Genomic DNA, 13,999 nt, shown 5'->3' with positions numbered 1-13,999 from the left:
ACGACCGATGAACGAAACCACGGAACAGACGAAGCCGGCCGAACAGAACACCGCGCAGAAGACGGACACGACCGGCTGGCAGACCCCCGAGTTCACCGTCATCGACACCGCCCTGGAAGTAACCGCCTACTCCCTCAACTCCCGCTAGCCGAAAAGTAGGAGCCGTGCTGCTGCTGGTACTGGGCACCGCCGCCGGCGGCGGAATCCCCCAATGGAACTGTGCGTGCCCCGGATGCTCCGGGGCACGCGCGCACCCGCACAGGCGCCGCCGTCACGCATCACTCGCCGTACGGACGGGGGAAGGCCGCTGGCACCTCGTCAACGCGACCCCAGACATCGGCGACCAGATCGAGGACCGGCCCGAACTCCACCCGGGGCCCGGTCCCCGGCAGACGCCCGTCGCCGGGCTGATCCTCACCGACGCCGAACTCGACCACACTCTGGGTATCGCACGGCTGCGTGAAGCGGACGCGGTCCAGGTGATCGCGACGGCACCGGTCCGCCAGGCTCTCCTCGACCGCCTGCACCTCGGCGACACCCTCGCGCCGTACACCTCCGTGACCTGGCGGGAACTGCCGACGCGCGGCGCCGAGCCGCTGCACCGCGACGCCCACGACGCCCGCGGCCTCCAGATCAGCGGCATCCCCGTGTCGGCCAAGCGCCCGCGGTACGCCGCCGACGCGCCCGACGACGACGCATGGGTCGTCGCGCTGCGCCTGTACGACCCCGCCTCCGGCGCGTCCGCGCTCTACGCTCCCGCCCTGGCCGCCTGGCCGGACCGGCTCCAGCAGGCCGCCGAAGAGGCCGACTGCGTCATCGTGGACGGCACCTTCTGGGACGACGAGGAGCCCCGCCGCACCGGCATCTCCACCCGCACCGCCACCGGCATGGGTCACCTGCCCATCGAGGGAGAGAACGGCACCGCCGAACGCCTTGCCCGGCTCTACGCCCGGTGCCTCTACACGCACCTCAACAACACCAACCCCCTCGTCGACCCGGCGGCACCGCAGCACAAGCGGCTCGCACGGCTGGGCCTCGAGGTGGCACAGGACGGGATGGTGATCGAGCTGTGACCACAACAGCTGTGAACAGGGCATCCGCTCCGCTCGCGGAGCCCTGGAGCCCCGCGGAGTTCGAGTCCCGGCTGCGCGCGGTCGGAGCAGAGCGGTACCACGACCGCCATCCCTTCAACCTCCGCATGCACAGCGGCGACCTCAGCCCTCAGGAGCTCCGCCGCTGGATCGTCAACCGCTTCCACTACCAGCGCCACATCCCTGTCAAGGACGCGCTGATCATCGCCGAACTGGACACCCCCGCACTGCGCCGGATGTGGCTGCGCCGCATCCAGGACCACGACGGCCTGGAGGAGGGCGAGGGCGGCATCGAGCGGTGGCTGCGGCTCGGGGAGGCGGCCGGTCTGGACCGCGAGACGCTGCTGCGCGCCGACGAGGTACTGCCGGGCGTACGGCTGGCGGTCGACGGATACGTCAACTTCTGCCGCCTGCGCCCGCCCCTGGAAGCCGTCGCCGCGTCGCTGACCGAGCTGTCCGCCCCGGACCTGATGCGGACCCGCATCGACGCCTTCGAACGCCACTACCCGTGGATCGAACCCCACGGCCTCGCCTATTTCCGTACCCGCGTCTCCCAGGGCCGGCGCGACAGCCGCGAGGCACTCGACCTCGTACTGGACTGGGCCCGTACCCGGGACGACCAGGAACGTGCCGTTGCCGCGCTGAGCTTCAAGTGCGATGTCCTGTGGTCGCTGCTGGACGCCGTGGACCGGGCCGGCCACCGGGAGCGGGCGTGAGCGCGGCGCCCGGGACCGAGTGGCGCCCCGTCCTGGCCCCCTCCACCATGCGCCGGCACGACCCCGTACGCGACGCGGAACTGCTGGTCCTCCCCGAACGCGTCGGCGTCCTGACGGGCCGGGCGGAAACAGTCGTCGCCCTGTGCGACGGCAGCCGCAGCGTGCGCGAGATCGTCGACGAACTGGCCGCGCGCTTCCCCGGCGCTCCCGTGGTCACCGACGTTCCCCCCTTCCTCGAACGTCTGCGCAAGGAGGGCTGGCTCCGATGACCGCCACCGATCTGGCGCCCGCGAACGCGCACTCTCCCGTATCCGCCCCCTCCCGCCCCTGGGCCCTGCTCGCCGAACTCACCCACGCCTGCCCGCTCCACTGCGGATACTGCTCCAACCCCCTCGAACTGACCCGGCGCTCACGCGAGCTGACGACCGCCCAGTGGACGGACGTGATGCGACAGGCCGGCGAGTTCGGCGTCGTCCACACGCATCTGTCCGGCGGCGAGCCGCTCCTGCGCCCGGACCTGGAAGAGATCGTCACCGCAGCCGAGACCGCCGGCATCTACACCCAGCTGGTCACCAGCGGCGTCGGCCTCGACGAGGCCCGGCTGGCCGCGCTCGCCGAGGCCGGGCTGCGCAGCGTCCAGCTGTCCGTCCAGCACGCCGACCCGCGCGCCTCCGACCGCATCGCCGGACGCCGATCCTTCACCGAGAAGGAACGGGCCGCCGGGCTCGTACGGGCCGCCGGTCTCCCCCTCGGCCTCAATGTCGTCCTGCACCGCGAGAACCTCGACGCCATCGACGCCCTCATCGAACTGGGCCTGTCCTGGGGCGTGGACCGCGTCGAGCTGGCCAACGCCCAGTTCTACGGCTGGGGTCTGCTCAACCGCGCGGCCCTGCTCCCCACGCGCGACCAGCTCGCCCGTGCGCGGGACGCCGTCGAGCGGTGGCGAGGGCGGCTGTCGCCGGACGGCCCCGACCTGGTCTGGGTCGTTCCCGACTACTTCGACGGTGCCGCCAAGCCCTGCATGGGCGGGTGGGGAGCGGTCTCGCTCACCGTCACCCCGGACGGCACCGTCCTGCCCTGCCCGGCCGCGGCCTCCCTGCCGGACCTGGACCCGCCGAACATCCGCGAGCACCCGCTGGCCTGGATCTGGGACCGCTCCAAGGCCTTCACCCGCTACCGCGGCACCGACTGGATGGCCGAACCCTGCCGCAGCTGCTCCCACCGGGACGAGGACTTCGGCGGTTGCCGCTGCCAGGCATACGCCCTCACAGGCGACGCCACGCGCACGGACCCCGCCTGCCGGCTGTCCCCGGACCACGGGCTGATCCGGGCCCTCACCGACGACACCGACGACAACAGGGCCGGACCGAGGGCGAGTTCCCCGCTGCCCACCCCGGCCGGCGCATCCTCCCGAGCCGGCATCAGGCGGCGCACACCCGGTCGCCCCGAGCCCGAGCCCGAGCCCGATCCCGAGTCCGAGTGAGCACGCGGCGGCCGGCCGCATAGGCCTTCACAAACGCAGCGAGCCATCGAGGGCTCGTCACAGAAATCGCCACCGGGACCGCCGCAGCCGCCGTTCCCGACAAGCCCAGCACGGAGAGCTCGGCATGGCCGCCTGGCCACCTCCTACGCGGCTGAACCCGGCCGGAGGAAACCCCAACCCCTACCCCGCGTTCCGCAACCGCGCGAACGACGTGTCCAGCCCCCTCTTCAGCAAGCCCGCCACCGGCCGCTCCACAAACCGATGCACCAGCCAGCTCAGCACCATGAAGCCGACGATCACGACCGCGACCAGCAACCGTGCGTCCATCGTGTCGCGCAGGCGGTTGATGACCGCCGTACCGGCCGCGTAGTGCATCAGGTACAGCGGATACGTCAGGGCACCCGCCGTGACCAGCCACTTCCAGCGGATCCGGTCGGTCAGCCCGAGCGCCACACCCACCATCACCAGCAGGAACACGGTGAAGATCAGCACGCTGCCGCGCCAGCTGGAGACATGTTCGACCTCGTCGATCCGCACCCCCAGCTCCATCTGCCCCATCAGCCAGGCCATGGCGAGGATGCCCCACAGCAGCAGGTCCTGGCCGAACCGGTGCATGAGGTAGAGAGCCAGCCCCGCGATGAAGTACCAGGCGCCCTCGGGATTGGCCACCAGCTCCAGCAGCGGAAACCCGGACACCGGCGCCAGCATCGCCGCGGCGCCCCACACGCAGCAGAACACGACGACCTTGCGGTAGGTCAGCCCGGTGGCGACGACGGCCAGGAAGAGCAGGTAGAAGCGCAGCTCGGACCAGAGGGTCCAGTACACGCCGTCGACGTTCCCCACACCCGAACCGGACTGGAGCATCGTGAGGTTGAGCAGAATCTCCTGCGGTCGCAGCCGCTCCCACACACCCGGTACGGCCACCAGCACGGCCGTGGTGAAGAGGACGGCGAACCAGTACGCCGGGTAGAGCCGGATCACCCGCGAGACGAAGAACTGCCGCGGGGTACGGCCCCAGCACGACATGCAGATCACGAACCCACTGATCACGAAGAAGATCTCGACGCCGATCCAACCGTAGGTCGCCAGCCGGAACACGTTGGGCATGATGTCGGACACCGGCCGGTCCCAGATCGCGTTTCCCGGCCGGTCGGCCCGGTCGGTGCCTGCGAAGTGGTGCACGGCCACCATCAGGGCGGCGACCAGGCGGATGCCGTCGATGGCGTACAGCCGGGTGCCCACCCGCTCGCGTACGACGGCGTGGCGCACCCGCACGGGGCGCTGCGCCGGCTTCTGCTGCTCCGGTATGGCGAGCGGCGGGAGCGGCTGCTGCAATCCGCTCAAGACCCGCATCGGGATCGTCGATCTGCCGTCCGCACCACGCATCGGCACCTGTCAGTCCATCCTCACGAAATGAAATCCCGGCCCGGACTACCGGTACACCTACGCTACGGCCGCCCCAACCACCCCACGGGACAGACAAGGGCATTCCCCGCGCGGGCGGGCCGGAGTTGCCCGAACCCTCGACGAGACGCCCCGCACTGTTCTCCAACTCTTCACTTGACGACCAGCCATCGGGATCCCGGAAAAGGACGAGGAAAGGACGAGAAAAAGACGAAGGGACCCGTACGACCGAAGTCGTACGGGCCCCTTCAGGAGCTCGCGAGTGGAGCTACCGGGTCACACCCAAGATCACTTGTTGATCTTGGTGACCTGGCCGGCGCCCACGGTCCGGCCACCCTCACGGATGGCGAACTTCAGGCCCTCCTCCATGGCGATGGGCTGGATCAGCTCCACCTTCATGTCGGTGTTGTCGCCCGGCATGACCATCTCGGTGCCCTCGGGGAGGGTCACCACGCCGGTCACGTCAGTCGTACGGAAGTAGAACTGCGGGCGGTAGTTGTTGAAGAACGGCGTGTGACGGCCACCCTCGTCCTTGGACAGGATGTACGCCGTGGCCTCGAACTCGGTGTGCGGCGTGACCGAACCGGGCTTGATGATGACCTGGCCGCGCTCGACGTCCTCGCGCTTGATGCCACGAAGCAGCAGACCGACGTTCTCACCGGCCTGGCCCTCGTCGAGCAGCTTGCGGAACATCTCGATGCCGGTGACCGTGGTGGTGGTCTTCTCGGTCTTGATGCCGATGATGTCGACAGTCTCGTTGACCTTGAGGATGCCACGCTCGATACGGCCGGTGACGACCGTACCGCGACCGGTGATCGTGAAGACGTCCTCGATCGGCATGAGGAACGGCTTGTCGACGTCGCGCTCCGGCTCCGGAATCGACTCGTCGACGGCCTTCATCAGGTCCAGGACCGACTGGCCCCATTCCTTGTCGCCCTCGAGCGCCTTGAGCGCCGAGACCTTGACGACCGGCAGGTCGTCGCCCGGGAACTCGTACTCGGAGAGCAGCTCACGGACCTCGAGCTCGACGAGCTCCAGGATCTCCTCGTCGTCCACCATGTCGGCCTTGTTCAGGGCGACGACGATGTACGGAACGCCGACCTGGCGGGCCAGGAGCACGTGCTCCTTGGTCTGCGGCATCGGGCCGTCCGTGGCGGCGACAACGAGGATGGCGCCGTCCATCTGCGCCGCACCCGTGATCATGTTCTTGATGTAGTCCGCGTGACCGGGGCAGTCGACGTGGGCGTAGTGACGGGTCTCCGTCTGGTACTCGACGTGCGCGATGGAGATGGTGATACCGCGCTGGCGCTCTTCGGGAGCCTTGTCGATCTGGTCGAACGCCGATGCCTCGTTCAGGTCCGGGAACGCGTCGTGCAGCACCTTGGTAATGGCGGCCGTGAGGGTCGTCTTACCGTGGTCGATGTGACCGATGGTGCCGATGTTGACGTGCGGCTTAGTCCGCTCGAACTTCGCCTTCGCCACTGGGGTCCTCCTGTGGAGTGGTTCTGGTACGCCTTACTTCATCGGCGCCAGGTGATCTTTGCTGGAATGCCCGGGCCCGGGGACATTCGCACCATGATTGTGGCGGAATGCCCCGTGAGGCTCCGGAGTCAAGCCTACGGCGTGTGAACGCGGTGCGTTACTCGCCCTTGGCCTTCGCGATGATCTCCTCGGCGACGTTCCGCGGAACCTCGGCGTAGGAGTCGAACTGCATCGAGTAGCTTGCGCGACCCGATGTCTTGCTGCGGAGGTCTCCGACGTAGCCGAACATCTCCGAAAGAGGCACGAGGCCCTTCACGACGCGAGCGTTGGCCCGCTCCTCCATGGCCTGGATCTGGCCACGGCGGGAGTTGATGTCACCGATGACCTCACCCATGTAGTCCTCGGGCGTGGTGACCTCGACGGCCATCATCGGCTCCAGGAGCACGGGGCTGGCCTTGCGCGCGGCCTCCTTGAAGGCCTGCGAACCGGCGATCTTGAACGCGAGCTCGGAGGAGTCGACCTCGTGGTAGGCACCGTCGAGCAGCGTCACGCGGACACCGGTCATCTCGTAACCGGCGAGGATGCCGAACTGCATGGCCTCCTGCGCACCGGCGTCGACCGAAGGGATGTACTCCTTCGGGATACGACCACCGGTCACCTTGTTCACGAACTCGTACGACGCGTCGCCGCCCTCGAGGGGCTCGATCGCGATCTGCACCTTCGCGAACTGGCCGGTACCACCGGTCTGCTTCTTGTGCGTGAAGTCGACGCGGTCGACCGACTTGCGGATCGTCTCGCGGTACGCGACCTGCGGCTTGCCGACGTTGGCCTCGACCTTGAACTCACGGCGCATACGGTCGACCAGCACCTCGAGGTGCAGCTCGCCCATGCCACCGATGATGGTCTGGCCGGTCTCCTCGTCCGAGTGGACCTGGAAGGACGGGTCCTCCTCGGCCAGGCGCTGGATCGCGATGCCCAGCTTCTCCTGGTCACCCTTGGACTTGGGCTCGATGGCGACCTCGATGACCGGCGCCGGGAAGTCCATGGACTCCAGGATCACCGGCTGCTTGTCGTCGCACAGCGTCTCACCGGTCGTGGTCTGCTTCAGACCCATCACGGCGACGATGTCGCCGGCGCCCACCGCCGCGATCTCCTCACGCTTGTTCGCGTGCATACGGTAGATCTTGCCGATGCGCTCCTTCTTGCCCTTGACCGGGTTCAGCACGGCCGTGCCGGTCTCCAGGCGGCCCGAGTAGACCCGGACGAAGGTGAGCTTGCCCAGGTGCGGGTCGCTCATGATCTTGAACGCGAGGGCGGACAGCGGCTCGTCCTCGGACGGCTTGCGCTTGACGACCAGCTCCGGGTCCTTGACGTCGTGGCCCTCGATGGCCTCGACGTCGAGCGGAGAGGGCAGGTAGCGCACGACCGCGTCGAGCAGGGGCTGAACGCCCTTGTTCTTGAACGCGGTTCCGCAGAACACCGGGGTGACCGTGGTGTCCGAGGACTTGCCGGAGGCGATGGTGACACGACGGATCGCGGCGTACAGCTGCTCCTCGGAAGGCTCCTCGCCCTCCAGGTACAGCTCCATGATCTCTTCGTCGTTCTCGGCGACGGCCTCGATGAGCTTGCCGCGGTACTCCTCGGCAGCCTCGGCGTGCGTGGCCGGGATGTCGACGACGTCGTACATCTCGCCCTTGGTGGCCTCGGCGGACCACACGAACGCCTTCATCGTGACCAGGTCGACGACGCCCTTGAAGTCGGCCTCGGCACCGATGGGGAGCTGCATGACGATCGGCTGCGCGCCCAGGCGGTCGCTGATCATGTCGACGCAGCGGTGGAACTCGGCACCGGTCCGGTCGAGCTTGTTGACGAAGCAGATGCGCGGGACGCCGTAGCGGTCCGCCTGACGCCACACCGTCTCGGACTGGGGCTCGACGCCGGCGACGCCGTCGAACACCGTCACGGCACCGTCGAGCACACGCAGGGAACGCTCCACCTCGACCGTGAAGTCGACGTGGCCCGGGGTGTCGATGATGTTGATGGTGTGGTCGACGTCGGCCAGCGGCCAGTGACAGGTGGTGGCAGCGGACGTGATCGTGATGCCACGCTCCTGCTCCTGCTCCATCCAGTCCATGGTGGCAGCGCCGTCGTGGACCTCACCGATCTTGTAGGACACACCGGTGTAGAACAGGATCCGCTCGGTGGTGGTCGTCTTGCCCGCGTCGATGTGGGCCATGATCCCGATGTTGCGGACCTTGGCCAGGTCAAGTGAAGTGGTAGCCATAAGGCTTCGGTCTTCTCTCGGTCTCGATGTGGGTAGCGACTACCAGCGGTAGTGCGCGAAGGCCTTGTTGGACTCGGCCATCTTGTGGGTGTCCTCGCGCTTCTTCACAGCGGCACCGAGGCCGTTGGAGGCGTCGAGGAGCTCGTTGAGCAGACGCTCGGTCATGGTCTTCTCGCGACGGGCGCGGGAGTAACCGACCAGCCAGCGCAGCGCCAGGGTGTTGGCACGGCCGGGCTTGACCTCGACCGGGACCTGGTAGGTGGCGCCACCGACACGGCGGGACTTGACCTCGAGGGTCGGCTTGATGTTTTCCAGAGCGCGCTTCAGCGTGATGACCGGGTCGTTGCTGGTCTTCTCGCGCAGGCCCTCCATGGCGCCGTACACGATGCGCTCGGCGGTGGAGCGCTTGCCGTTCAGCAGCACCTTGTTGATGAGGGAGGTCACCAGAGGAGAACCGTAGACCGGGTCGATGATGACCGGGCGCTTCGGGGCGGGGCCCTTACGAGGCATTCTTACTTCTCCTTCTTGGCGCCGTAGCGGCTGCGGGCCTGCTTGCGGTTCTTGACACCCTGGGTGTCGAGCGAACCGCGGATGATCTTGTAACGAACACCGGGCAGGTCCTTCACACGGCCGCCACGCACGAGCACGATGGAGTGCTCCTGCAGGTTGTGTCCCTCACCCGGAATGTAAGCGGTGACCTCGATCCCGCTGGTCAGACGCACACGCGCGACCTTACGCAGGGCCGAGTTCGGCTTCTTCGGGGTGGTCGTGAACACACGCGTGCAGACGCCGCGACGCTGGGGCGAACCCTCGAGTGCGGGCGTCTTGTTCTTCTCGACCTTGTCCTGCCGGCCCTTCCGGACCAGCTGCTGGATCGTAGGCACTACTTCTCCGGTTTCTGTGTGCCGAATGGTAAAGCTAACCTGGAACGTCGCCGACCCACGCGGTCGGGTGTGTCGAATCCAGCAGATTCCCGCCGCCAGGCGGAAAGAGGCACGGATCACAGTGGCCGCTTCACGGCTCCCTCTGTGCGGTTTGAAGGCACGCACGAGAGCCAGGGCACACCCCAGGCACAAGGTCTGAGCGTACCTACCTCATTCGCTGCGGTCAAAACAAATGGGCCCGGCCGACCTCGCACTCCCGTAAACGCACGTCACCCGGCCGCGATTCCCACCACGAGCAGCAGGGTCAGGACGAGCGCCCAGCCCGCGGTGGACAGCCAGCCCAGGACGAGCCCGGTCATGGCCAGCCCCTCCCCGCCCTCGCCCGTGTGCTGGATCTCCGAGCGCGCCGTGTGCCCGAGGATCACCGCCGGGATCCCCGTGAGCCCCATGGTCGGCAGACACAGCAGGCCAAGAGCGGCGGCCCCCACCGCCTTCCCGTTCGTCCGCGGCCGGGACACCGCCAGGAACGTCCCCGGTACGGCCACAGCGGCCCCCTGCTGCGGTGTGGGCCCCTGCGGCAGGTCGGCGACAAGCAGCGCCAGCTCCCCCACCGTACGAGCCGCATACGCCCGCTCAACCCGCTTGTCGAACTCCACCTTCTCCAGCCGCCCCTCGCCGTACCCCGCTCTGAGCACGTCCACGGCCCGCTCACGGTCGGCGTGCGAGGCACGCATCGAGGGAGTGTTGTGTCCTTGCCACGGCTGCCACGACACAGGGGCACCTCCTGGACAGCGAGATGTCTCCATGATGCGCCAAGGCCCGTCGTTGCGCGGTGCGCGTCGGCCACAGCGGCCGATTGTCGCCCGTTTCTTGCATGGTCACTTCAAGTACGTTGACTGGTTGCGGTGCTGATCGCATCGGCACAGGTGAACACAGGGGCGGCAACATGGCTGGGGGACGTACACGCGCATGGGACGACGACGGCTTCGATGACGGCGTACCCTTCCTCGCCCGCCTGGAGAAGGACGACCGTGCCGCCCTGCTCGCCATCGGCAGGCCCCTGCGCTACCAGGCGCGCAGCGTGATCATGCACCAGGACGAGCCTTCGGCCCACGTCCTGCTCCTCCTCCACGGCTGGACCAAGGTCACGGCCATCGCCGCCAACGGCTACGAGGCCCTTCTCGCGCTGCGCGGCCCGGGCGACATCATCGGCGAGGGTGCGGCACTCACCGGACGCCACCGCTCGGCGACGGTGACGGCGCTGGAGCCGGTCGAGGCGGTCGCCATCGACGAGACCCGCTTCACCGCGTTCCTCACCGGCAGCCCACGCGTCGCCCTGCGACTGCTGAGCCTGACCACCGACCGACAGCGCTCGACCGACCGCCGCCGACTGGAATGGGCGGCGCTCACGGTGCGCGAGCGCCTGGCTGTCCTGCTGCTCGAACTGGTCCGCACGCACGGCCATCGCACGGACGAGGGCGTCGAACTCACCCTCCGACTCAGCCAGCAGGAGTTCGCCGGCTCCGTCGGCTCCTCCCGCGAGGCGGTCGCCCGGCTCCTGAGGGAACTGCGGGAGAAGCAGGTGGTCGTCACGCACCGCCGCCGCATCGTCGTCCGGCGCCCCGACGTCCTGCGCCGCATCATCGGCGAACGGCCTGCATAAAGCCCGCTGCCGTTCTGTGCACACGGTCACAGTTCATACGTGTCATCGGTCCTCTGCCGCGCCGCCGTGTCCCGCCATCGTGCTGGACAACGAAGGCGACCAGCGAGAGGCAGCCATGACCGACCCCGTGTACCGCACGATCCTCCTCTTCGACATCGAGCAGTACGGCTCACGCGACGACGTGGAGCAGGCATTCCTGCGACGGCTCCTCTACGACCTCGTCGACACCACGCTTCTCGCCGCCGACGTCGACGAGACCGCCCGCCTGCGCGCGGACCGCGGCGACTCCGTCATGGAGCTCATCGACACCCAGGTCTCCGTGCCGGCCCTGGTGAAAACCCTCCTGACCGAGACCATCGCCCTCCTCCACAACAAGAACCGCCTGATCGCGACCAGTGCCCAGATGCGCCTGCGCATCGTTGTCTCCTCCGGCTACGTCGCCGTCGACGAGCTCGACGGCTGGGTCGGCTCGGACCTAAATCACGCCGTACGTCTCCTGAACTCCGACCCTCTGCGCGACGCCCTCAAGCAACGGGACGGCGACTGTGTCCTGTGCGTGTCCGACGGCATCTATCAGGGAGTGGTGCGCCACGGCCCGCTGGGCGTACGCCCGGACGACTTCCACCGCATCACCGTGGAGACGAAGGAGGGGCCCACGGTGGCGTGGCTGCACGGGGATCCGGGCGGGGCGGGCTCGCCCGCGGGCTCGGCCGACCCCCGTGCGGCCTCGGACGCGCCCACGGCGGCCCAGCGCAGCGAGACCTGGGTCGGCGGCAATCTGTACGGCAACACCGGCGGCACGCACCACGGCGACCAGAAGTTCGATTTCGGCGGTTCCGAACAGGGCGAGAGCCGATGAGTCAGGAAGAGGCGACGGCCAAAGCGGCGAAGCCTGCCGACGAGGCCGCGCAGGACGGCGAGCAGAAGAAACAGGAAGAAACGGCCGAGGGTCAGGAACAGCCGCGGCAACCGGCGTGGGCCGCGCGAAGGGACCTGATCGCGCACGGCCCCGACTTCGTCTCCACCCTGGTCAACCGCGACCAGTTCGGCCAGACGGGAGGCGCCCACTACGGCGACACGATCTTCCACTTCGGGGGCGAGGCTGAGACATCCCGCTACGTCTCCGGGTCGATCCCGAGGTCGGACGTCGAAGCGCTGGAGGTCGTCTTCCATGAGTGCCCCAGTTACCACAAGGCGCTCGCGCGACTGCGGACCGACAAGATCGTCTTCCTGTCCGGCGGACGGGAGACGGGCCGCCGTTCCGCCGCTTTGATGCTGCTGCACCGGCTGGGCATCACCCGGATACGCGCCCTCGATCACCAGATCCCGCTCTCAGCACTGCCCGAGCAGTTGGACACCTCAGCCGGATACATCCTCCGTGATCTGGCCGTCAGCCGGAACCGCCCACTGCGCGAGCCCCATCTGCTGGCTCTTCGCGAGCGGTTGGAGCGCACCGACGCGCGCCTGGTGATCACCGTCGAACCCTCGGCAGCTTTGGGCAACATCCCGTCCGTACGGTGGGAGCCGCCGTCGGCCAAGGACATGTTGCACTCCCACGTCACCCCGACGACCGGGGAGTCCGCCTGGGCCGACCTGTGCGGGCTCGCGCCGGTGAAGGAGTTCCTCGCCCGGCATCACCGGCCGGACGAGATCAAGCAGTTCGCGGGGCGGCTGATCGCATGTCACCGCGGAGAGATCGACGAGGTACAGCTCGCTGCCTTCGGCGAGACCGCCGTGACCACCCAGGTGGCTCGCTGGCTCACCGAGGACAAACCTGAGCTGCGCGACAAGGCTTTCCTCGTCTCACTCGCCGTCTTCGACAAGGCTCCGTACGCGGTGACCGCCGAGCTCGGCGACGGCCTCTTCGTACGACTGCAGAAGATCGAGGATCCCGATGTGCCGCCCCGCATCCCCGTCTTCGGCAGCTCCCGCGAGGAACGCCTCCGGCTGGCTCGCGCCGACGGGTACCTGACCGCGGAGGTCACGGAGTGGGGTCCCCTCGAGGGCAAGTTCTGCGCTGCCTTCCGTGATGAACGTACGGCTCGGGTCCTGCTGGAGGAAGTGTGGAACCTCCACCCCTCCGCCCGCCCCGCCCTCGCCGAGTGGATCCGCAAGCTAGCCGAGGACCGCCGTCCGCTGGTGCGGACCCGGGCGGCCTCGGCCGCCGCGCTGCTCGCCACCGCCGACCTGTCGTCCGCCCTGGCCCACCTCATCGAGCCGTGGGCGGACGCCCGCAACTTCAACTCCTGGCTGACCGCGGCCAACGCCCTCACGATGGCCCAGCTGCTGAACGTGCCGGCCATCCTCCCGATCCTGCACGACTGGTGCACCGGAGAAAACAAGAGCCGCCGTTGGACGGCCATCCGCACCTACGGCCTGCTGGGGCCGGTGCACCACAAGAAGATCCTGGAAGCCCTCCTGGACGCCATCCACCAGCAGCCCCGTACCGAAAGCGACGGCGACGGCAACGAGGACGACGGCGTGACCGAGGAGGCACAGCAGTTCGCCGACGCCCTCGAACTCCTGCTCCTCGCCGTACGGGATCCCGTACTGACCGCCCTCGCCGAGCGCCTCCGCACCGACCGCTCGGTCCGCCCCCACGCTCTGCTCGCCTTCCTCCAGGCCTGCAAACAGTCGAAGGACGACGACAGCGACCGCCCGTTCGTCCTCGACTGGTACGCGCAGGCCGCGGCAGCCGACGACCCCCCGACCGCACGGCACCTCGCCTCGTTCTGGGACGCCCTGCTGGCCGATCGAAGGCACAACGCGCCTGCCCTCGGCATCCTGCGCCGCTGGGTGCGCGCGGCGGACCACGACCCGGAGTCCGAGTCGGCCCTCGCCTCACTGCTCCCCGCCCTCGCCAGCACGCCCATCAACCACCGGCGCGTCAGCCACCTCCTACGCATGGTCCGCGACTCCGGGAGAGCCCCCTCCCCCGCAGCCGACCGGCTGCTGAAGCGCCTTCCCCCCGACTGACCCGCTCACGGAGGCC

14 protein-coding genes are annotated in these 13,999 nt (G+C 68.5%); 8 read left to right on the top strand and 6 right to left on the bottom strand.

Features of this window, described 5'->3' with window-relative positions; all coding sequences use genetic code 11:
* Positions 1-7 precede the first annotated feature (7 nt).
* From pqqA to pqqE, 5 genes are read left to right on the top strand one after another with little or no spacing between them, the layout of a single operon-like run.
* Positions 8-148 carry a pyrroloquinoline quinone precursor peptide PqqA gene (pqqA, locus tag AB0I77_RS31130; RefSeq protein WP_363286057.1) on the top strand — a complete coding sequence of 47 codons (141 nt, stop codon included), beginning with the start codon at positions 8-10 and terminating at the stop codon, positions 146-148.
* A gap of 16 nt (positions 149-164) precedes the next feature.
* A complete protein-coding gene (gene pqqB, locus AB0I77_RS31125) occupies positions 165-1,073 on the top strand; it encodes a pyrroloquinoline quinone biosynthesis protein PqqB (RefSeq protein WP_363286056.1) in 909 nt (302 codons plus the stop codon).
* Between the two features lie 11 nt (positions 1,074-1,084).
* Positions 1,085-1,807 (top strand): pyrroloquinoline-quinone synthase PqqC, encoded by a 723-nt coding sequence (gene pqqC, locus AB0I77_RS31120; protein ID WP_363286096.1) that lies wholly within the window; start codon positions 1,085-1,087, stop codon positions 1,805-1,807.
* Positions 1,804-2,076: a pyrroloquinoline quinone biosynthesis peptide chaperone PqqD gene (pqqD, locus tag AB0I77_RS31115; RefSeq protein ID WP_363286055.1), complete on the top strand. Its 273-nt coding sequence runs from the start codon at positions 1,804-1,806 to the stop codon at positions 2,074-2,076. The genes pqqC and pqqD overlap by 4 nt, the downstream gene beginning before the upstream one ends.
* Complete coding sequence (gene pqqE / locus AB0I77_RS31110; protein WP_363286054.1) at positions 2,073-3,290, top strand: pyrroloquinoline quinone biosynthesis protein PqqE; 1,218 nt, start codon at positions 2,073-2,075, stop codon at positions 3,288-3,290. The genes pqqD and pqqE overlap by 4 nt, the downstream gene beginning before the upstream one ends.
* A gap of 180 nt (positions 3,291-3,470) precedes the next feature.
* Here pqqE and AB0I77_RS31105 read toward each other — a convergent pair whose 3' ends face one another.
* From AB0I77_RS31105 to AB0I77_RS31080, 6 genes are all read right to left on the bottom strand, one after another.
* On the bottom strand, positions 3,471-4,643 hold the full coding sequence (locus AB0I77_RS31105; protein WP_363286053.1) for an acyltransferase: 1,173 nt from the start codon (positions 4,641-4,643) through the stop codon (positions 3,471-3,473).
* Positions 4,644-4,982: 339 nt separating this feature from the next.
* A complete protein-coding gene (gene tuf / locus AB0I77_RS31100) occupies positions 4,983-6,176 on the bottom strand; it encodes an elongation factor Tu (RefSeq protein WP_363286052.1) in 1,194 nt (397 codons plus the stop codon).
* A 157-nt stretch (positions 6,177-6,333) separates the two neighbouring features.
* The gene (gene fusA / locus AB0I77_RS31095; RefSeq protein ID WP_363286051.1) at positions 6,334-8,460 is read right to left on the bottom strand and encodes an elongation factor G; all 2,127 of its coding nucleotides are present in this window, start codon (positions 8,458-8,460) and stop codon (positions 6,334-6,336) included.
* Between the two features lie 39 nt (positions 8,461-8,499).
* A complete protein-coding gene (gene rpsG / locus AB0I77_RS31090; RefSeq protein ID WP_007384059.1) occupies positions 8,500-8,970 on the bottom strand; it encodes a 30S ribosomal protein S7 in 471 nt (156 codons plus the stop codon).
* Positions 8,971-8,972: 2 nt separating this feature from the next.
* On the bottom strand, positions 8,973-9,344 hold the full coding sequence (rpsL, locus tag AB0I77_RS31085; protein WP_003948652.1) for a 30S ribosomal protein S12: 372 nt from the start codon (positions 9,342-9,344) through the stop codon (positions 8,973-8,975).
* A 269-nt stretch (positions 9,345-9,613) separates the two neighbouring features.
* Positions 9,614-10,078 carry a DUF1707 and DUF4190 domain-containing protein gene (locus tag AB0I77_RS31080; protein WP_363286050.1) on the bottom strand — a complete coding sequence of 155 codons (465 nt, stop codon included), beginning with the start codon at positions 10,076-10,078 and terminating at the stop codon, positions 9,614-9,616.
* Between the two features lie 212 nt (positions 10,079-10,290).
* Here AB0I77_RS31080 and AB0I77_RS31075 point away from each other — a divergent pair, with 212 nt between their 5' ends.
* The 3 genes from AB0I77_RS31075 (at position 10,291) to AB0I77_RS31065 (ending at position 13,983) form a co-directional block, all read left to right on the top strand.
* Positions 10,291-11,007: a Crp/Fnr family transcriptional regulator gene (locus tag AB0I77_RS31075; protein WP_363286049.1), complete on the top strand. Its 717-nt coding sequence runs from the start codon at positions 10,291-10,293 to the stop codon at positions 11,005-11,007.
* Between the two features lie 115 nt (positions 11,008-11,122).
* Positions 11,123-11,866, top strand: a complete 744-nt coding sequence (locus tag AB0I77_RS31070; RefSeq protein ID WP_363286048.1) for a hypothetical protein — start codon at positions 11,123-11,125, stop codon at positions 11,864-11,866.
* A complete protein-coding gene (locus AB0I77_RS31065; RefSeq protein WP_363286047.1) occupies positions 11,863-13,983 on the top strand; it encodes a hypothetical protein in 2,121 nt (706 codons plus the stop codon). The genes AB0I77_RS31070 and AB0I77_RS31065 overlap by 4 nt, the downstream gene beginning before the upstream one ends.
* Positions 13,984-13,999 lie beyond the last annotated feature (16 nt).

Source organism: Streptomyces sp. NPDC050619, from assembly GCF_040654815.1.
GTDB lineage: Bacteria > Actinomycetota > Actinomycetes > Streptomycetales > Streptomycetaceae > Streptomyces.
This window is presented reverse-complemented; position numbering and strand designations above follow the sequence as displayed.